Origin of the sequence: Klebsiella sp. MPUS7, assembly GCF_009905335.1 — a bacterium.
GTDB classification, from domain to species: Bacteria; Pseudomonadota; Gammaproteobacteria; order Enterobacterales; family Enterobacteriaceae; genus Klebsiella; species Klebsiella grimontii.
In genome coordinates, this window is the sequence record NZ_CP047604.1 from 5,695,195 (window position 1) to 5,714,782 (window position 19,588).

Genomic DNA, 19,588 nt, shown 5'->3' on the forward strand with positions numbered 1-19,588 from the left:
ACTCCTCAAAAAGGGCCGACGCGCGGCCCGTTACCATCACACGCGTTGCAGGCCAATCAAAATGGCGCTTTCCGGGTCGAGGATTGGCAGCGCCAGCCCCGCCTGTTGTAACCACTCGCCGCTTACGGTCTGCGGTGTCGTCATCCATTCCGGCAGCTTACGCATCGTATGGCCGCCCTCTCCCGTAATCTGGATATCGGGATGGTCGAGAAGCGTCACCCGGTAGCGGGCTCCCGCTTCCAGTCCCGCCACGCGCAGCGGCGCCATCAGGGTGTAGTCCGGCATCGCCAGCTGACTGACGAGGAAAATCGCCTGGCTCTTATCCTCACTCACCACGCCGTGCGCGAGGGTTGTGGCGTCCGGCATATCGATACGCCACTGCACGCCGTGATGAATAACATCGCGCCACTGCTTGTGTAGCGCCGCGTATTTGCGGTAACCCGCGCGCTCTTGCTCATCGGCGCTCACCGGATCCAGCTCAAGCCCCATATGGCCGAACAGCGCCGTCAGGCCGCGGAAAGCGATACTGTGCTGGCGGAAAGTGGCGTGACAGCGGCGGTTGCCGATGTGCGCGCCCATCACTTCCGGCGGGAAGAAGTAGCTCATGCCGCGCTGAATGGTGTTGCGCTCGAGGGCATCGTTATTGTCGGAAGCCCAGAAGCGATGGCTGCGCTTCAGCACTTCATAATCGATACGCCCGCCGCCGGAGGAGCAGGACTCAAATTCAATATGCGGGAAGCGGGCCACCAGCGTATCCAGCAGGCGATAGAACTGGCGAGTTTGCGCATCGGCGGCGGCTTTACCGTTATGCGCAGGCTGCACCAGCTCGCGGTTCATATCCCATTTCACATAGTCCACGGCGTGCTCGCCCAGCAGCCAGCTCATCCGTTCCAGCAGATAATCAAAGGCTTCCGGGATATTCAGGTTCAGGACAAACTGATGCCGTCCGGGGATCGGCGTATAGCCCGGCAGCGCCAGCACCCAGTCGGGATGCGCGCGGTATAAATCGGAGTTCGGGTTGATCATCTCTGGCTCAACCCAGATGCCGAACTCCATCCCCAGCGACTTCACGTGGTCGATAATCGGGGTCAGACCGTCAGGATATTTTTCTTCATCGAGATACCAGTCGCCGAGCGCCGCCCAGTCGTCGTTGCGCCCTTTAAACCAGCCGTCGTCGATGATAAAGCGCTCCACGCCCAACCCCGCCGCCTCATCCGCCATGCGCATGATGTACTGCGGGTCGTGGTCAAAATAGATCCCTTCCCAGGTGTTGAGATGCACCGGGCGCGCCTTGTTGTCCGGGAAGCGAATAATCTGTTCGCGCAAATAGCGGTGGAACTGCTGGCTCATGCCGTTCAGCCCTTGCGCTGAATAGCTGGCGTAGAGGTTCGGCGTCCACAGCGTTTCCCCTTCCGCCAGCGCCATTTCGCCCGCCAGATAGAGCGCTTCCGCCTGCAGGTAGCGCCGCCCGTCGGTTTTCACTTCCGCCCGCAGGCGGTGGTTACCGCTCCAGCCCAGGTGCACGCCCCACACTTCGCCCTGCATCTCGCTAAAGGCGCGGCTGCCGGTAATCAGCGCCGGAAAATGTTCGTGAGAGGTGCGTCCGCGGCGGTTTTCCAGCACAAAGCTGTCGTGTTCCAGAATGAGACGATGGGGCTGGAATTCGCGGATCCAGCGGCCATGAAAGGCCATCACTTCGCGGGCGCGTTCGGCGACCGGCAGCGTGACGGCCAGGCGATCCACCTGCCACGGCTGCGGGCGCAGGTTGGTTAAGCCATGGCGCACGCTCAGCACGCCGCTGCTATCAAGCTGGATTTCACTGCATAACCGCAGGCCAGCCTGCGCGTCTTCGCTGAAGAGAGTAACCTTCTGCCCGTCCTGCACCACCTCGGTGGTGGTGAACATCGGCGAGGCATCCAGCCCCTGGCGGTGGCCCTCAATGCCCGGCGCGCCAAACAGACCGTGCCCCAGTTCGGCCATCAAGGTCACCGGGGAATCGACATCGAGGCGACCGTTGGCCACCGGGCGGGCGATGCTGGCGGCATCCTGCGGCGAAAAGTGGCTTAAATGCGGCCCCCAGTAGATAATTTCGGCGAACGGATGGGTTTTGATCACCACGTCGGCCACTGCGCTTTGCAGGCGTAAAATCGAATCAGACATTAGACATCTCCACAACAAGGAATGTCTTACTGTTGATCCGAAACGTTTCGGACGCCAACCAAAACGTTTCGGATCCGTGATCGAGTTCAGGAAATTAATCTAACGGGCGGGAAATCAGGCGGTTTCGCCGGAGATAAATTCAGGCTGCCAGAGTACCTGGAGCGAGGCGAGATCGTCACCGGCGATTAAGTGGCGAACCATGCTGGCTATCTGGCGACCCACACCCTGGCGGGTGGATTGAATCACCGCGCCAACCGGAGTTTCAATGATGCTATCCTGCGGTAAACCGTCGTAAACCACTAATGCAACACGGTTATCGCCAGTCAGACGCCCCAGTTGAGCCAGGGCCATCGCCGCGCCGTCGCCGTGAGTGTTGCAATCGGTGACAATCGCCGTTGGCGGTTCGGGCAAGCGCAGCAGCTCCATGGTTGCCTGAAACCCGCCGCGGCGGGTGGGCGGCACGCTGCGCAGCCAGGTATCCGCCAGGCCCGCTTCGCGCAGCGCCTGCAGATAACCGTTGCGGCGCTGGGTAATAAAAGCCTGATTGTTATTTTCGCTCAGCAGCGCGATGCGTCGGTGCCCCTGGCTAATCAGGTGGCGGGTGGCGCGATACGTTCCCGCCTGGTTATCGAAATCAAACCAGGCGTAGGGCTGCGGCAGGCGGCTGCGGCCCAGCGCCAGAAAAGGAAAGCCGGCGGAGAGCAGTTGAATCAGGCGCGGGTCGTCATCGAGCGTATGCGCGACGATCAGCGCATCGACGCGGCGGCTCTGCACCATACGCATATAGCCGTGCTTATCGGCCTGTTCATCGTCGGCAATCAGCAGTAAATCAATCTCGTAGCGCGCCAGTTCGTGGCTGATTTCACCCACCATTTCGAGAAAGACGTTGTTATTCAGCGGCGCGGGGCGCACGGGGAAAACGAGGCCGACGGCGTCGATTTTGCCCATCTTCAGGCGACGAGCGAAAGTATTGGGGCGATATCCGCGGCGCTGGGCTTCCGCTTCCACGCGGGCGCGCGTCTCCTGCGACACGTCGTCATAGCCGTTTAACGCGCGGCTGACGGTCGTTACCGAGATCCCAAGTTCTTTAGCAATGGCTTTCAGCGACATAGGTATGCCTGTCTTCGCGGAAGAATGCGGCTAGTGTCCCGCAATACGGGCATGGCGTCCAGCAACAGCGACAAAGCGCCATTCGGCGCTTTGTCCTGAGGAAAAACTACTGCGCCAGCGGTTTACGCACAAAGAAGCCATAGAGACAGGCGCCAAGGAACAGCAGGCAGCCGCCGAGAATAAAGACATTGGTGAACTGACCGGTAGCATCAAGGATAATCCCCGTGATCACCGGCGCCAGCGCTGCACCGAGAAAACCGCCAAAGTTCTGGATCGCACCGAGAGAAGCGACCTGCTCTTTGGGCGCCATATCCGCCGCCAGCGCCCAAATAACCCCGGACGGCATTTGTGAGCAGAAATAGCCCAGCGTCAGTAGCGTAATCGCGGTACCGCTGTTGCTGACAAACGGAATTGGCATCACAAAACAGGCCGCCATTGCCGCCCCCACCACAATAGGCACCTTCCGCGCCGTTACCGCATTAATCCCTCTACGCACCAGACGGTCAGAGAGCATCCCGCCGCAAAGGACGCCAAGAATACCGGCAAAGAATGGAATCGAGGCAATAAAGCCCGTCTGCTTCAGGCTGAATCCCAGCGACGTTTCCAGATAACCCGGCAGCCACGTCAGATAAACCCAGATAGTAAACATGATGCAGAAGTTGCCGGAGATCATGAACCAGGTCGTTTTATTGCGAAACAGCTCGCCCCAGCTAACCTGTGGCTTATCGGCCTCAGCCATCACCACCTTACCGGTGTGGATCAGCATCGCTTCCCGCGCATCCGGATCGCGATAAAACTTCAGCCACGCCAGAATCAACGGTATACCCAGCAGACCCACGGCGATAAACATCCCGCGCCAGCCAACCCACAGCAGCAGAAGCGTCAGCAGCGGCGGCGCGATGGCGTTAGCGATTTGCGAACCCGTATTGATGATCGATGTCGGCAGGCCGCGCTCTTTATCCGAAAACCAGCTTTGGGTGATCTTGATACCAGAGGTAAAGAACGGCGACTCTGCCACCCCCAGCAGCACCCGCAGGCCGTAGAAGAAACTATAGGTATTCACAAATCCCATCAGAAAGGTCACGGCAGACCATAGCGTCAGCGCGCCGGTGAACATCTTCTTTGGGCCGAAACGGTCGACCAGCCAGCCGGCCGGCAGGTTTGCCAGCGCATAAGGCCAGAGAAACGCCGATAGCAGCAGACCCATTTCGGTTCCGGAGAAACCAAACTCCTTCGAAATGGTGGTATTAGCAATACTCAGGTTGGCGCGGTCAAGATAGTTCACCACCGCAGCCAGCAGCAAAATCAAAATAATCCCCCAGCGCCGGCGAGAGAGTTTCGGCGGCTCGATTACCGCCGAGGAAGTCTGATTCACGGTGCTCATGCCGATACCTCCAGTAATGCGCGATCGATTTTGATGACCGCTTTGCGCAGATGGCTAACACCACCGCCCAGAGGATGGCAGCAGGGGCGATGAATATCTTCCGGGAAGAAAATCGCGAACATACCGGGGGTTAACGTTACCTGCGTCTCTGCTTCTTCTACCTGCCAGAACATGATGTCCTGCTGCGGCGTTCGATCATCCACAACGGTATGCAGACCGCTTTCCACGCGGCTGACGCCCATACGCTCATGGCCTGAAATCAGGTACTGAATATCGATAAACTGACGGTGCGATTCCGGACGAGCCTCGGCAAAAGGCATGCTATCCATCTCCTGTAGCAGGCAAAAGAGTCGGTCAGGGATCAGGTCGATTTTTCCCAGCGTGAAATCCTGAAAATCTTGCTCTGCAAGAAAAGCCAGCGCCTGGCGAATAACCGGATGATAAGCCATCGACTGTGCGGGCCATGCCTTCAGACTGGTTACGATCATAATGGCATCCTCCGCTTAGCCCACGATACGCTGACGCCACTGTTCGGTTCCGGCGCGAATCTGGTCGAGAATCACCGTCAGCCCCCAGTACTTATTCAGCACATCATCTTTATTAACCCGGCAGGTGATACTGTCGAAAGTCCCCAGACGCTGATGGTAGATTTTGGCGTTTTTCGGATAGCCCAGCGTTTCGCTCACCGCCCCCAGAGAGAGGAAAATCGCCAGTTCATCGGCCAGTGCGCGTTGGTTTTTCCCCTCTCGCCACAGCCAGCTATATAGTTCAGGGTGAAAGTTGGTAAACACACCGCTAAAGCCCTGTGAGCCCGCCAAAATCGCTGGCCAGGCAATCGCCGCGTTGGCGTTAATGACGTTGAGCGGCGTGCCCTGCGCCAGACGTACGCGACGTTCAACGGTCGGTAGATCGCAGCTCACATCCTTCAGCACAACGAAGCGCCCGCTATTGGCGCACCATGTAAATTCATCATCGGTAAGCAATCGGCGATAAGGCGCCGGACACTCGTAAAGGCCGAGCGGTAGCGAGGCTGGCAGCGTTTCCAGCAACGTATTCAGCACTGCATAGAAAACGTCGCTCCCCTCATTACGCGGATCGAGATGGTTAGTCACCAGCACCAGGGCATCAATACCGGTCTGCGCCATCGCCAGCAGCTCGGCTTTTTGCGCTTCAATATCATCACTGATATGGCCAGAAGCGATAACGGGAATGCGGCCGTTAACGCGCTGTACCACAAAACGCGCCAGCTCAACGCGTTCTTCTAAGGAAAGGAACTGCATTTCGCTTGATTGACAGACGGCAAACAGCGCATCAACGCCCTTCTCCAGATACCAGTCGATTAATTTCGCCAGCGCCGGATAATCTATCCGTTCGTCAGCGGCAAATGGCGTCAGCATTACTGGGACAATACCGTTAATCGTTTTCATATTGTTTTTTCCTGAGTTCAGAGGGTACGGAGTCGTGCGTTTGCCTGTTCAAATTCAGGCATATTGGATGCCCCTTCCAGCTCCACGGCCAGAGAGGCGAAGGCGGAGGCCCAGGTAGCGGCCTGCACCAGACTATTTCCGGCGGCAAGCGATGCGGCCAGCGCACCGTTGAAAGCATCGCCGGCACCGGTGGTATCCACGGTGACGGCTGGGAAAGCGCGTATATGACTGAACTGGCGGTTATCCAGCAGCAGCGCACCGCGCGACCCCATCGTAATCAGCACTTTTTTAGCGCCGAGTCTGGCGATACGTAGCGCCGCTTCTTTTGCCGTATCAAAATCGCTAATGTCGATCCCCGATAATAAAGATGCTTCCGTTTCATTCGGCGTAATGACATCTACAAAGGGGATGCTGGGGATAATTTCAGCAGAATAGGGGGCGGGATTAAGAATAACTTGCTTACCCAGCTCATGCGCTATCTTGATTAGTGAATGAGTAGCATCGAAATTATTTTCCAGCTGAACCAATAAAACATCTGATGAAGATAATTCCGGAATAATTTTCTGAATTTCACTATAGGTAATAGTAGTATTTGCCCCGGAATAAATAGCAATCATATTTTCGCCGTTTTCCTGAGAAACATAAATAATCGCATTACCGGTTGGTTCACTCTCTGACTGATAAAGCGTGTAAGAGTGAATTGCAGAGCGAGTTAAATGATCTGCTGCTAAATGACTGAACTGATCTTTACCCACCTTGGCAACAAAATGCACCTGAGCACCGGCTTTACTGGCGGCCGTTGCCTGGTTTGCACCTTTCCCTCCCGGTCCCAGGCTGCTACCCAGCGCCATTAGCGATTCACCGCCTCGCGGGAAGCGCTCCACCTTCGCCACAATGTCAACGTTGAACGAGCCAAATACACATACCTTACCCTGCATAACTTTTCCTTTTTGTCGCTCATCGCCTGGTGATTTACGGTGATTAAGAGGTTGCAGCAGCACCTCAAAACTATCACCGGTTTCAGAAATAAGTTCCGCCTGCAAACTACGGCGCGAAATAATTGCTCCGCCATAACAGCGCTGCACCAAGCCCATCGCCGCAAGAGTATTTAAATCACTGCGAATCGTTTCTTTCGTGACATTAAAATGAGCAGAAAAATAATTAACATAACCACGTTCATGTTCATCTAAATATCGTAAAATAGACTTTCTACGTTCTTCAAGAAACATAATTAACCCCGATATCACCGTTGCAGTATACGAACCACCTAAGGGTGGAAGAGTGACATCAATCCCATGTTTCCAGACGAAACGGAAGCAAACAAAAATGAAGAAAAAGAATAAACGGAAAAGCGATATTCCCGGTTCTATAGGAAGTAAAATAATATATATATCATTAACATATATAACGGCATAACATTCTGCGGATTACGAATAAATGCGCAGAATGTTATTAAATTTAGTTCTGCTCGGCAATCAGCAGCGCCTGGGTGTCCGGCTCCAGCGCCTGGAAAACGTGCTGCCGATCGGCGGGATAGCAGATGTAATCGCCTTCCCCCAGCTCTTCCGGCGCTTCCGTCAGGCCGACCCGCGCCCGCCCCTGGGTGACAATAATATGCTCCACCGAACCCGGCGGATGGGGGTGGGAAATGCGGTCCGCGCCCGGCTGAGTCAGCAGAAGATAGATATCGCGCCGGGCGCCCGGCGGGCAGGCGGCCAGCAAAATCGCCTGATAGTTCGCCTGCTCGGCGACCACCTTCGTCCCCTCGCCGCGGCGGATCACCTGCGTGGTGTTGACCTGCGGCTCCAGCAGCCGGGCAAAGGGAATATCAAGAGCCACGCACAGCGCCCAGAGGGTTTCCAGGCTCGGGTTGCCATTGCCGGATTCCAGCTGCGATAACGTTGATTTGGCAATTCCCGCCCGCCGCGCAACTTCGGCAAGGGAAAGGCCGGTGCGCGCGCGCTCACGTACCAGGCTTTTGGCAATCAGGCTAATTGGCTGAGTCATACAGCCCTCCGTGTTTTTTATAACGAACGATTCGTTCGTCTTGAAATGCGATTCTGTTACGTTCATTATAATGGAAATTCGTTCGATATGGCTAAAGAGTATGAAACAGCACTTCGCCGCGCTTAAGGGCGACACCCTCAGAGCAATTGTTTTAGTCTGCCTCGCGGTAGGCATCGTCGGGATGTCCTACGGCTCGTTGGCCGTCGCCTACGGCTTCCCGATTTGGGTCCCCTTTGTGCTTTCGGTTTGCGTCCTGGCGGGCGCTTCAGAGTTTATGTTTATCGGCATTGTCGCCAGCGGCGGCAACCCGCTGGCGGCGGCGGCGGCCGGGCTGCTGGTCAACGCGCGCCATATTCCCTTCGGCGTAACGGTGCGCGACCTGGTCGGCCAGCGCGCCGCCAGCTTCCTCGGCTGCCACATCATGAACGATGAAAGCGTAGTGTTTGGTCTGTCGCAGAAAACCCCCGAGCAGCGGCGGGCCGCCTACTGGCTGTGCGGCCTGGGCGTGGCGCTGATCTGGCCGTTGGGCGCGTTGTTAGGCGCGGGCGTCGGCAAGCTGCTCCCGGCGCCGGAGACCATTGGCCTCGATGCGGTATTCCCGGCGATTCTTCTGGCGCTGGTGGTGCCGGCCTTTAAAAACCGCACCACGTTGATCCGCGCCTGTAGCGGAGCGGCGCTATCGCTGGCCGCCGTGCCTTTCGCGCCGGTTGGTCTGCCGGTTTTACTGTCGCTGTTTGGCCTGCTGACGAGGAAAAAATAATGGGCAATATGACGCTATTTATCGCCGGTATTGCGATTTTGTCGCTGGGCACCTACTTAATGCGTTTAGGCGGAGCGAAGCTCGGCAGCCGGCTGGCGTTTTCCGAGCGCTCCCAGGCGCTGCTCTCCGATGCGGCGACGGTACTGCTCTTTTCCGTGGCGCTGGCGACCACCTTTTACGAGGGCGAACATTTTGCCGGGATGGCGCGGGTGCTGGGCGTTGGCCTGGCGGTGTTCCTCGCCTGGCGCAAGATGCCGCTGATCGTGGTGATTATCGCCGCCGCCGTGGCGACGGCGCTGCTGCGGATAGCGGGTATCGCCTGACCCGGCCTACGAAACCCGCAATATCAAGTAATTACGCAATTCCTGTAGGCCACGAAAGCGAAGCGCCGCCGGGCAGCTGCAGTTAAGGAATTACTGCATTTGTACTTCGAGCCAACGGATAACAGGCGCCATCTCCAGCGGTTTTTGCTGATCGACGGTAAACACCGGCCCCAGCCGCATGGGTTCCGCCCGCTGCGCCAGCTGAGCCAGCTCCGGGAGATACTCTTCGCCCGGGTGCCCCGGCCTGCGATCATGCAACCGGCTGGCATAGCGCGACACCGCAAGCTCGGGCGAGATGCGGTTCCAGATCTCCAGAACCTTTTCAACGCCCGCCTGCTGCAGCTGCCGCTGCAACGTTTCGCGCGGCTGAAAACCAAACCAGGCGTCGATTAACCAGATACAGCCTGCCGGAGCGTGGCCGACGATCGACCAGATGACTTCATAAGCGGCGCAGCCCAGCTGCCGGTTGAAAGATCTGTCGATTTCGCTAAAGCACGCCATAAACGGCTCTTTAATACCGTCGATAGTCAGCTGCGGCAGATTGAAGGTTGCCGATAGCTGCCGGGTGACGGTGCTTTTGCCCGAGGCGGGAATGCCGTTAATTAAAATCACCGTTTTGCAGCCGGGTGTGAGATGTCTGTTCATAACAACGCGACGACCTCCTCTCTGCTGCTGGCGGCCCGCAGCTTCGCCATGGTCTCGTTATTATCGAGCAGGGCGATAATCGCCCGGATGCCCTCCTCAATATGGGCATTGCTGTCCTGCGCGCCGAACATAATGACAATATCCGCCTTCTCGCTATCGGCAAAATGAATCGGCTTATCCAACACGACCAGGCTAAAACAGTTACGCCTGACGCCACATTCCGGCCTGGCGTGGGGGATAGCGACGCCTTCATCGAAAACGTAATAGGCGCCGTGGTTCAGGGTATTATCGATTACCGCCTGACCGTAATCCGCCGAGATATACCCTTTCGCGACCAGCGGGCTGGCCGCCAGATGGATCACTTTCTGCCAGTCGGACTCCGTGACGCCGACCTGAATCGCATCGGCCTCTATCAGCAGTTCTTTTATCGTCATCATCACTCCCTAAATATTGCGGCGAATTACATTGCGTAACTCATCAATACGCACAAAGAGCGCATCTATCTCCTGCCGATGACTCTTACTTTTGGCATACACCGCCAGCGCCCGGTTATACATCAGCATTAAGGCTTTCTGTATTTCGCCATTAGCCGGGTTGCCCTGTAGTTCCGCTTCCAGTCTGGCTATTTCCCCGGCCAGCTGACGGGACTGTTCGTCATAATCCTGCGGTGGTTGATTCTCTTTTTTCCACAACGTTTTCAAAGATTCAAACATAGCGAGCTCCTCCCTGACGGACAGCAGGGCAACAAAATACGGTTTAAAATAAGCTTTTATTTGAACAGCGCGATTTTTTCCATTAATACATGGGTGACCGCGTTATTCGCCGGAATTAAAAATTTGCGTACGCTGTCGTTCACTTTGCCTTTTTCAAAGGTGGTTTTACAGCGATCGACCCACTGGACGTTCATTTCAGTGCCGACGTTCACCTTGTTAATGCCTTCAGTGACGGCCAGGCGCATATCTTCATCGCTGACGCCGGTACCGCCGTGCAGCACTAACGGCACGCCGGTCGCGGCGCTAATCTCTTTTAGCCGCTGGTGCTGGATTTGCGCCTTACCGGTATACAGGCCGTGCACCGTGCCCACGGAGACCGCCAGCATATCCACCCGGGTCTCCTCCACAAAGCGTTTGGCGTCCTCCACCGTGGTGAAGCAGATATCCTCCGCGGCCACGGCTTTGCCGTCTTCCGATCCGCCGATCGCCCCCAGTTCGCCTTCTACCGTGATATTCCGCGGGCGCGCCATCTCCACCACGATGCGGGTATTGCCGATATTCTCTTCCAAATCCAGATGGGAGCCGTCGTACATCACTGATGTAAATCCGGCATCCATGGCCGTTTCGATGGCGCTAATATCAGAGCAGTGATCCAGATGCAGGCAGGTCGGCACGTTTTCACTTTCCGCTAATGAACGAACCGCATCCACCAGTAACCGGTAGCCAAGATATTCCGCCGTCCCGGTAGAGATTTGAATCATTAACGGGCTATGGCTTTGTTGCGCCGCTTTAAAAAATGCTGGCAGCATTTCAATACAGTGCAAATTAAATGAGCCAATGGCCTTAAAATTTCTTTCCTGCGCAATTTTCAGAATAGCGTTGAAGTTATACAGACTCATGAACATTTTCCCCTTTCGGCTTCGCTGATTTACCGTTTACGAACCATGCCAGTGCGGCAACAAAAACAATGAACAGGGCGACAAATAGCCAGTTATTCTGGAAAGCGTGGCCTAATACCAGACCGGAACTAATGACGTCCGAATCGCTGAAGGTGACGCCGGTAAAACCGTAGCTTTCCAGCATCGGTACCAAAATGGCGGGCAGGAAGGTGATAAACAGGCCGTGAATGACGCCGCCAATCATCGCCCCGCGGCGGCCGCCCAGCGCGTTGCCGAAGACACCCGCCGTCCCCCCGGCAAAGAAGTTGGTTAACAGGCCGGGCAGGATCATCGCCAGGCCAAACATGGGAAACACCAGCATGCCGATGATGGAGCCGACGGTGGTCGCCAGGAAGCCGACGATCACCGCGTTAGGCGCATAGGGAAACAGCACCGGGCAATCCAGCGCGGGCTTAGCGTCCGGGACAATGCGCATCGCAATCCCGCGAAATGCCGGCACCAGCTCGTTAAGCAACAGGCGCACGCCGCTGTAGAGAACGAATACCCCCGCCACAAACTGAATGGACTGCATAAAGGCGTACATCAGGTAGTTAATGCCGTTGGAGAACTGCGCGATATATTCCGGGCCCGCCGCAACCGCGGGGATGAGGTACATCGGCACCATCACTACCGCCATCGCGAGATAGGTATCCTGAAGAAACTTAAAGTTATCCGGTAATTCAAGGTCTTCTGTTGAGCGAGACCCTTTCCCCACCACTTTAGCCACCGCCGCCTGCACCAGATAGCCGATAGTGCAGAAGTGCCCCAGCGCCACGTCATCGGAACCGGTAATGCGCCTGACCACCGGCTGCGCCAGGGCGGGCATCAGTACCGCCATCACGCCGCCGAAAATACCGCCGGTTAAAATCAACGGAAGCCCGGTCAACCCGGCTTTATAACCAATCACCGCGCCGATAGTCGCCATCCACAGCAGCGCCTGGCCGGTCAGAAAAATATATTTAAGCGGCGTCAGGCGGGCGATAATGATGTTGACGGCAAAAATCACCATCAGGGTCAACGCGACTTCGGAACCTAATTCACGGTTGGCTAATCCGGCAATGGCGGCGACATCGGTAATGTAGCCTTTCATGCCAAATCCCTGCGTGAAAATATCGTTAAGGAACGTTAGCGTGGCGACAATAATGTTGATCCCGGCCATCATAATTAAGAAACCGAGCAGCGTTTTAAACGTACCCTCTGCCGTTTTACCCGCTGATTTTTTTTGCAGAATCAGGCCCAGCATCGCAATAAATGCAATTAATATCGATGCCTGGCCGAGTAAATCTTTGACGATAAACTCTACAAAGCTATTCATAGTCCGCTACCTTCAGGTTACGTTCTTTTAAGAATGCGACGATCTTTGCCTCAATCTCGTCTTTATCCGTCAGCTTATGCAGTACCACTACGCGTTTAATTTCCTCCTCGCTGGCATCCGCCGTTAATATATCGGCAAAGGTTTTTTGCGTCAGAATCATATCTGATTTAAACGCCCCGGCTTCGGAAATAGTGGTATGTTCAATCTGTGCTGGAATCTCCAGCTTCTTTAAAACCGCCTTCGCCGTCATTTCAATGGCAAAGCTTGAACCGAGGCCGCAGCCACATACGCATAGAATTTTCAGCATGTAGGGTCTCCTCAAATTATATTGAGTTGTTTGGCAAGTTTATAATGATGTCCTTCAGTGTCGACCAGACGTTTTTTCATACTAATTAAATCAATCGGAATAGGTTTGTTACTTGCATTAATTATAATGGCTTTATTTTTCATCCCTGACTGAATGCAGCGAACCACTTCACTGGCCATAATCGTGCCCTGGTAGATCTCTTCGCAGGTCGGATCGCCATTGCGCAAACCGTAGCCAACGATAGTTTTACGAATACGCACGCCAATTTGCGGTTCGAGCTGCTTAATCATGGTATCAATGGCTCCCTGAAATCCGGGAGAGTATTCCCTGGTGTAGCCTTCAGAGCACAGGATCACCACGCTGTTTTGCTGTGTCAGCTTATGCTTCACCCGCTCGGCCAGCGTTTCCAACGGCAGCTGCGATTCCGGGATCAGGGCGATATCGGCGTTACTTTTTATCGCGGATTGCAACGTTAACTCTCCACAATACCCTCCCAGAATTTCGACCATAAACACGCGGCCCGGTAATGCTCTTCCGGTATTTCTTAAGCGGGAAACTTCTTTAATAATCTGCTCGCAGGCGGTGGAGAAACCAATCGTATAATCACTGCCGTACACATCGTTATCGATAGTCATCCCGACGCCAAAGCAGTTAATATCAAATTCGCTCAGCGTATTGAGAAACTGCAGGCTACCGTCGCCGCCGGCCATAATCAGCACATCAATGCGCAGTGATTTAATTTTTTTGGCTATTGTTTCATATTCACTGCGCAGCAACCGACGGCTGGTGCGCCCGGAGGTAATGATCGGAATAGAGGCGATGGAGAAATCGACCAGATCGCGCCAGGCCACCTCCTGATGGTTTTTATCCAACAGCCCAGGTATTCCACCATTAAAAATGGTGATATCGGCATTCGCCAGTCTGGCAATCTGGAATATAAAATTATTAATTCCTGAAACATCGCCGCCGCTAATAACAATGCCAATTTTCATTGCCCGTCTCCGCTGTTTTGCCTGCCCACATTTTTCCCTGAGTTCAAGGGCATTATTTGCAAGAGAGATCACAATATGCTGATAAATCTCTGCCAGCCTAATATTGACAGCGGGTTTATTAGCGCATTTTTTGTGATCAATATCTCTTTTATAAAATGGGATCGTCTTAACAGTTACGTTTTTATTTTCTTTTATATCATTAGGTTACTTGAGGAGATAATTTCGCCGGCGGGCTGCCCCTTTTCATCTTTAAGCCCAGCGATAATGAAAAAGCAGAAATGTGATAAATAGCGCATTTTTTTACGTCAGGAAGGTTCACGGCGCGTTTATCGCCCCGTTCAGGCTGTCCGGTTCTTCGGCCGCTTGCGGGCGGGGCGCCAGCTTTTACACCCCATCAAATCGGTGGCGATCTTCATCACATTCTAATCAAAACGTAGTTTCATTTTTATCTAATGGCGTAGAAAGTACTCAGTGTCTAATAAAAATAGTAGTGTCTAGTGTCTAAATAAAATCGACGCTATTTTCTACTCTACCCAGGACATTGAAAAATGGCGCTGTCGGCAAAAGAAAAGTTATTCCAGAAAATAGTGACTCATTATGCGCATAAACCCGCGGGGTTCACGGCTCAGGACTGTGCGGACTTTATGCAGGTTAACCGCAGCGTTATCAGCCATTACCTTAACAGGCTGTGCGATGACGGCCATCTGAGTAAAGAAAATACCCGGCCGGTGCGCTTCTTTGTACAGACCAACGGTAAGGAAAGCGTTCAGGCATCACTCATAGTGTCGAAAAAGCACGACGCCTTTCAGCCGTTGATTGGCGCACACGGCAGTCTGGCCGAAGCCGTCGCGCTGTGCCGCTCAGCGGTGGACTACCCCGGTGACGGCTTGCCTATCCTGCTCTCCGGAGAGAGTGGCGTCGGCAAAAGCCACCTGGCGACGCTAATTTATCAGTATGCCCTCGAACGCGGCGTTATCGCAGCAGACAAACCTTTCGTTGAGCTTAACTGCGCCGACTACGCCAATAACCCGGAGCTGCTTTCGGCGACCCTTTTCGGCTATATCCGGGGCGCTTTCACCGGAGCCGACCGCGAAAAACGCGGCGCCTTTGATGATGCCGATGGCGGGTTTCTGTTCCTCGACGAGGTTCATCGCCTCTCGGCAGAGAACCAGGAAAAGCTATTTCTGTTTATGGACAAGGGGTATTTCTACCGCCTTGGCGATAACCGTACGCGCCATCCGGCGTCGCTGCGCTTTATCTTCGCCACAACGGAAAATATCGACACCGTCCTGCTCAACACCTTCCGTCGCCGTATTCCGGTGCGCGTCACGCTGCCAAACTATATTTCGCGTCCGCTTACCGAGCGCGTCGCGCAGGTCAGCCACTTTTTGCATCAAGAAGCGCACAGCCTGCGTCGGGATATCCATCTCGATAATCAGCTGATGCATCAGCTGGTCGCCTCACCGGTGCGCGGCAATATCGGGGAGTTAAAAAACCAGATTAAAGTGATGTGCGCCAGCGCCTGGAGCGATAATCGCGAGGCCGAGGTTATTACGCTACGCGGCCCGGCGTCCGGCGGCGAAATAATCCGTATTGCCGCTAATGCGGATAATGACGCGCTGTGCGCCAGCCAGTTTCTGCCAAAGGCGATGCGCGATGAGGTGATTTTTCGCGACTTTTGCCACAGCGGTAACGTGCTGCTGCTGAATCGCAAAATGGAACAGCTGCTGACCACCGTCAGCGGCGCGGTTGCCGCCGAGGCGCTGTACAGCGGCTATATCTGGCAGAACACCGTTCACGCTCTCGACGAACTGGAGAATTTGACCGGCATCTCCTGTAGCCAGGAGATCCGCAAGGCGGTCTGGCTCTGCGTCAGCTACGCGCTCCATGACGCTGAGGAGACGGTCAATGCAAGCGAACTGCAAACCATTTCCGACTATGTCTCCGCGAAGGCGCGGTTGCTGGCCGAGGAGTGTCTCGCTTTGCTGAGCAAACATGTCACCCGGCAGCCGCTGCCCCTGCTGCTGCCCCTGCTAAGCTGCGCTTTTCATACTCTCGCCGGCGAAGACGATCCGATTCAGGGGATTATCGTTTCCCACGGCCGCGCCACCGCGTCGAGCATTGCCGGTATCGCCAACCAACTGACCGGCGGCTACTACTTTAAAGCCTTCGACATGGCGAACGCGACGTCGACCAGGGAGATTATCGACCTGCTGATCGCCCATGTTTCCCGTCTTAAGCAGGGGGCGGGGCTGATTATTCTGGTGGATATGGGGTCGCTAAAAGAGATTTACGAAGAGATTAAGCTCCATCTGCACGGTGAGCTGTTGGTTATCAACAACGTCAGCACGGCCATGGCGCTGGATATTGCGGCCAAAATCCAGGACAGGCTGTCGATGGAGGCGATTATTGAGAGCGCCAAAGGAGCGTATGAGGTGGAAACGCGCTACTACGCGGGCGTGTTGCCGGGCAATAAAATCATTATCTCCTGCATCTCCGGCGAAGGGATCTCCCGCAAGCTGAAAGATATCGTCCAGCGTTTCCTGGCCCAGGAGGAGATCGATATCATTACGATGGAGTATGACGATCTGAAATGGAAAATCGCCCACGCCGATCCGGCGCTGAACGGTACGCGGCTGATCATTACGACTACCGATCTGGAAGCCGGGTATATTCCGCTACTTAGCGTAGAGCAGCTGATTAAAGAAAAGACGCAGGTGTTAAAACGTGATTATTTCAACGGGCTGCTAATGGAAGGCGGTCTGGAGCCCATGATTGATGAAGTGGTCAAGCTATTCACCGTCGAAGGCGTCGCCAGCCGGCTTAATTTCCTCAATCCGGTGGTAATCATTGATGAAGTTGAAGCGGTCATTAAACAGTATGAATCCTTCTACAAAATCCATTTTGAAAGCTATCTGCGCATCAATCTGTTTATGCATATCGCGCTGATGATCGAACGGGTGATGGTGAATAACGGCGTACGCCATCGCGAAGAAACTGCGCTGACGCTTGAACAGCAGGCCTTTGTCGCCGTCCATGACACTTTTTTCCAGGCCCTGAACCGCAAATACAATATCACCCTGCCGCTCACTGAAGTGCTGATGATTTATGAAATCATGGAGCCATGGATCGCCTTTGCCCCTGAACATTAACCCTCCGCGGTCGGCGTCGTCTGGCCGCGCGCTCGACACTGCCGAACCTCGCCCTTTCAACACTGAAAACAGCGTCCAGAAAAACTATTTTATCGTTTAAAAACATAAAGATGAAAACATGGCACGGTGATTGCTAAATCTCCCTCAGCTACCCAGAACATATTAAGGAACGCAAATGCGAGAGATGTACATCGCAACTCATGGCCGCTATGCCGAAGGGATTGTCTCAGCATTAAATCTGCTGATTGGCGACGATCATGGCGTCACGCCCGTCTGCGCCTATTGCGGCGAAATTGGTTCGACGGCTGAACTGGCCACTCGCTTTGACGCTATCGCCCGGCTGGCAGCCGGTCGCGGCAATGAGCTGGTGCTGTTTACCGATATGCCCGGCGGCAGCGTCAACAATACCGCCGTACAGATGATGGTCAAATATCCTCACGCGCACGTTATCAGCGGCGCCAATCTGATTATGTTGATGGAGTTTTGCATGTCGGAACACACCGATACCGCCCAGCGGCTCCAGGACGCATTTGCCGCCGCCAGCGGAGCAATGCAGTACATGAATCTGCTGCCGGAAATCATGGCGACGCGCCAGGCGACACAGCATAAAACGCAGGACAATATTGATGATTTCTTTGCCGGGGAGGACAGCCTGTGACTATCGCACTTGAAGCGCTTGATAGCCGCTACTTCTTACCGCAGCCGGGGCTGGATCGTGCCTGGCTTGACGGGGCCATCGGCGACGTCCTGATCCGGCTTGACGCCATGCTGCCGCGCTTTACGGCAACCTTTCCTGCCGCCAGCGCCAGCCATGGCCGCTATGAAAGCGTTGAAAGAGTCGACTGGACCGAGGGATTCTGGACCGGCATGCTGTGGCTTGCCTGGGAGGTCACCGGCGACGAAAAATATCGGGCGGTAGCGGAAAGCCTGCTCGATAGTTTTGAAGAGCGGCTCGATAAGGAAATCAAGGTTGATACTCACGACCTCGGCTTCCTCTACCTGCTCTCCTGCGTTAACGCCTGGAAACTCACCGGCAACCTGCGCGCCCGCGAACTCGCCCTGCGCGCGGCCGAACTGCTTTATCGCCGCTTCCACGCCACGGCGGGCGTGATTCAGGCGTGGGGAGATTTAAACGACCCGGCGCGTCAGGGGCGAATGATCATCGACTGCAACCTCAATGTTCCGCTGCTGTTTTGGGCCGCCAACGAAACCGGTAACCCACGGTGGCGCGAGGCCGCCAGCCGTCATCTGGCGCAGGCCGCACGCTATCTGGTGCGTGAGGACGCCTCTACTTTTCATACGTTCTATATGGATGTTCATAACGGCAAGCCGCTACGCGGGGATACGCACCAGGGGTTCAGCGATAGCTCCTGCTGGTCGCGCGGTCAGGCCTGGGGAATTTACGGTTTTGCGCTGGGATATACCCACACCGGCGATGCCTGGCAGCCCGAGCTCTCTCGCCGCCTGACGCACTATTTTCTTAACCGCCTGCCGGAAGATTTTGTCTGCTATTGGGATCTGATTTTTACTGCCGAAGATAACCAGTACCGGGATACCTCTGCGGCGGCGATCGCGGCCTGTGGACTGGCGGAACTGCTGAAGCTATTACCCCTCACCGACCCGCTGCGTCCGGCCTACGGCAACGCTATTGAACTGATGATGCGCAATTTACGCGAGCGCTACTTTGCCCACGCGCAGGACGGCCTGCTGCGCGAAGGCGTTTATAACTTTGGCCGCAATATGGGCATTAACGAACCTAACCTCTGGGGCGATTACTTCTATTTCGAAGCCCTGGTTCGCCTTTCCCGCGTCTGGACACCCTACTTTTGCTAACTGGAGCTACACCATGATTTCTTTAGTACGTATTGACGATCGTTTAATCCACGGACAGGTTGCCGTGGTATGGACCAAGCATCTGGGCGTGAACCGCATCCTGGTCGCCAATGACCAGATCGTGAATAACGAAGTGCAGAAAATGTCGCTGCGCATGGCGGCTCCCGATACCGCAAAGTGCGCCATCATGGCGGTAAAGGATGCGGGCGATGTGCTTAACGACCCGCGTTCGGAAGCCATGAAAATTATGGTGATCGTTAACAACGCCGCCGACGCCCGTCGGCTTGTCGAGCAGGTGCCGGGAATAAAAACGTTAAACGTCGCTAACTTCGGGCGCATCACCGACAATCTGGCGGCGAAAAAGCGCATTAGCGATACCGTCTACGTGACGCCGGAAGATGTGGCGGATTTCCACGCCATCGCCAACCGCGGCGTTGCCGTTGAATACCAGGTCCTGCCTTCTCATCCGGTAAAAAACCTGATTGAGATGCTGGGCAACGCCGCCAGCTAAACGAGGTCGCT

The 19,588-nt window shown here is 55.1% G+C and carries 20 protein-coding genes; 6 read left to right on the forward strand and 14 right to left on the reverse strand.

The window, feature by feature from the left end; genetic code table 11:
- Nucleotides 1-36: 36 nt before the first annotated feature.
- The 7 genes from GUC22_RS26640 to GUC22_RS26670 all read right to left on the reverse strand — a co-directional run bounded on the left by GUC22_RS26640 (nucleotide 37) and on the right by GUC22_RS26670 (nucleotide 8,088).
- A complete protein-coding gene (locus tag GUC22_RS26640) occupies nucleotides 37-2,160 on the reverse strand; it encodes an alpha-galactosidase (RefSeq protein ID WP_024360588.1) in 2,124 nt (707 codons plus the stop codon).
- Between the two features lie 114 nt (nucleotides 2,161-2,274).
- Complete coding sequence (locus GUC22_RS26645) at nucleotides 2,275-3,270, reverse strand: substrate-binding domain-containing protein (RefSeq protein ID WP_024360589.1); 996 nt, start codon at nucleotides 3,268-3,270, stop codon at nucleotides 2,275-2,277.
- Nucleotides 3,271-3,376: 106 nt separating this feature from the next.
- Entirely contained in the window at nucleotides 3,377-4,654 is a 1,278-nt protein-coding gene (locus tag GUC22_RS26650; RefSeq protein ID WP_004870648.1) for an MFS transporter, read from the reverse strand.
- Nucleotides 4,651-5,142, reverse strand: a complete 492-nt coding sequence (locus tag GUC22_RS26655; protein ID WP_024360590.1) for a YhcH/YjgK/YiaL family protein — start codon at nucleotides 5,140-5,142, stop codon at nucleotides 4,651-4,653. Before GUC22_RS26655 ends, GUC22_RS26650 begins: the two co-directional genes overlap by 4 nt.
- A 15-nt stretch (nucleotides 5,143-5,157) precedes the next feature.
- Nucleotides 5,158-6,081 (reverse strand): dihydrodipicolinate synthase family protein, encoded by a 924-nt coding sequence (locus GUC22_RS26660; protein ID WP_024360591.1) that lies wholly within the window; start codon nucleotides 6,079-6,081, stop codon nucleotides 5,158-5,160.
- 17 nt (nucleotides 6,082-6,098) lie between these two features.
- Nucleotides 6,099-7,310 (reverse strand): PfkB family carbohydrate kinase, encoded by a 1,212-nt coding sequence (locus tag GUC22_RS26665; protein WP_004870651.1) that lies wholly within the window; start codon nucleotides 7,308-7,310, stop codon nucleotides 6,099-6,101.
- 229 nt (nucleotides 7,311-7,539) lie between these two features.
- Nucleotides 7,540-8,088 (reverse strand): helix-turn-helix domain-containing protein, encoded by a 549-nt coding sequence (locus GUC22_RS26670; protein ID WP_024360593.1) that lies wholly within the window; start codon nucleotides 8,086-8,088, stop codon nucleotides 7,540-7,542.
- A gap of 100 nt (nucleotides 8,089-8,188) precedes the next feature.
- Between GUC22_RS26670 and GUC22_RS26675 the strand changes: the two genes are divergently transcribed.
- The gene (locus GUC22_RS26675; protein WP_004870653.1) at nucleotides 8,189-8,848 is read left to right on the forward strand and encodes an AzlC family ABC transporter permease; all 660 of its coding nucleotides are present in this window, start codon (nucleotides 8,189-8,191) and stop codon (nucleotides 8,846-8,848) included.
- Nucleotides 8,848-9,171, forward strand: coding sequence for an AzlD domain-containing protein (locus tag GUC22_RS26680; protein ID WP_004870654.1), 324 nt, complete (start codon nucleotides 8,848-8,850; stop codon nucleotides 9,169-9,171). The genes GUC22_RS26675 and GUC22_RS26680 overlap by 1 nt, the downstream gene beginning before the upstream one ends.
- 90 nt (nucleotides 9,172-9,261) lie before the next feature.
- Here the strand turns inward: GUC22_RS26680 and GUC22_RS26685 are convergent, their stop codons facing one another.
- Genes GUC22_RS26685 through GUC22_RS26715 form a run of 7 tightly spaced genes read right to left on the reverse strand, consistent with a single transcriptional unit; the run spans nucleotide 9,262 to nucleotide 14,081 of the window.
- Nucleotides 9,262-9,816: an AAA family ATPase gene (locus GUC22_RS26685; RefSeq protein WP_160183868.1), complete on the reverse strand. Its 555-nt coding sequence runs from the start codon at nucleotides 9,814-9,816 to the stop codon at nucleotides 9,262-9,264.
- A complete protein-coding gene (locus GUC22_RS26690) occupies nucleotides 9,813-10,250 on the reverse strand; it encodes a PTS sugar transporter subunit IIA (protein WP_024360595.1) in 438 nt (145 codons plus the stop codon). The genes GUC22_RS26685 and GUC22_RS26690 overlap by 4 nt, the downstream gene beginning before the upstream one ends.
- Nucleotides 10,251-10,259: 9 nt before the next feature.
- Complete coding sequence (locus tag GUC22_RS26695; protein ID WP_024360596.1) at nucleotides 10,260-10,529, reverse strand: hypothetical protein; 270 nt, start codon at nucleotides 10,527-10,529, stop codon at nucleotides 10,260-10,262.
- A 56-nt stretch (nucleotides 10,530-10,585) separates the two neighbouring features.
- Nucleotides 10,586-11,428, reverse strand: coding sequence for a class II fructose-bisphosphate aldolase (locus GUC22_RS26700; protein ID WP_024360597.1), 843 nt, complete (start codon nucleotides 11,426-11,428; stop codon nucleotides 10,586-10,588).
- Nucleotides 11,415-12,782 carry a PTS sugar transporter subunit IIC gene (locus GUC22_RS26705; protein ID WP_004127157.1) on the reverse strand — a complete coding sequence of 456 codons (1,368 nt, stop codon included), beginning with the start codon at nucleotides 12,780-12,782 and terminating at the stop codon, nucleotides 11,415-11,417. The genes GUC22_RS26700 and GUC22_RS26705 overlap by 14 nt, the downstream gene beginning before the upstream one ends.
- Nucleotides 12,775-13,089, reverse strand: coding sequence for a PTS sugar transporter subunit IIB (locus tag GUC22_RS26710; protein ID WP_004127154.1), 315 nt, complete (start codon nucleotides 13,087-13,089; stop codon nucleotides 12,775-12,777). The genes GUC22_RS26705 and GUC22_RS26710 overlap by 8 nt, the downstream gene beginning before the upstream one ends.
- 11 nt (nucleotides 13,090-13,100) lie before the next feature.
- On the reverse strand, nucleotides 13,101-14,081 hold the full coding sequence (locus GUC22_RS26715) for a 6-phosphofructokinase (RefSeq protein WP_004132843.1): 981 nt from the start codon (nucleotides 14,079-14,081) through the stop codon (nucleotides 13,101-13,103).
- A 548-nt stretch (nucleotides 14,082-14,629) separates the two neighbouring features.
- Here GUC22_RS26715 and GUC22_RS26720 point away from each other — a divergent pair.
- From GUC22_RS26720 to GUC22_RS26735, 4 genes are all read left to right on the forward strand, one after another.
- Nucleotides 14,630-17,233: a sigma 54-interacting transcriptional regulator gene (locus tag GUC22_RS26720; protein ID WP_160183869.1), complete on the forward strand. Its 2,604-nt coding sequence runs from the start codon at nucleotides 14,630-14,632 to the stop codon at nucleotides 17,231-17,233.
- 175 nt (nucleotides 17,234-17,408) lie between these two features.
- Nucleotides 17,409-17,891 carry a PTS sugar transporter subunit IIA gene (locus tag GUC22_RS26725; protein WP_064342037.1) on the forward strand — a complete coding sequence of 161 codons (483 nt, stop codon included), beginning with the start codon at nucleotides 17,409-17,411 and terminating at the stop codon, nucleotides 17,889-17,891.
- Complete coding sequence (locus GUC22_RS26730) at nucleotides 17,888-19,066, forward strand: glycoside hydrolase family 88 protein (RefSeq protein WP_064342036.1); 1,179 nt, start codon at nucleotides 17,888-17,890, stop codon at nucleotides 19,064-19,066. The genes GUC22_RS26725 and GUC22_RS26730 overlap by 4 nt, the downstream gene beginning before the upstream one ends.
- 13 nt (nucleotides 19,067-19,079) lie before the next feature.
- Complete coding sequence (locus GUC22_RS26735; RefSeq protein WP_049085939.1) at nucleotides 19,080-19,577, forward strand: PTS system mannose/fructose/N-acetylgalactosamine-transporter subunit IIB; 498 nt, start codon at nucleotides 19,080-19,082, stop codon at nucleotides 19,575-19,577.
- Nucleotides 19,578-19,588 lie beyond the last annotated feature (11 nt).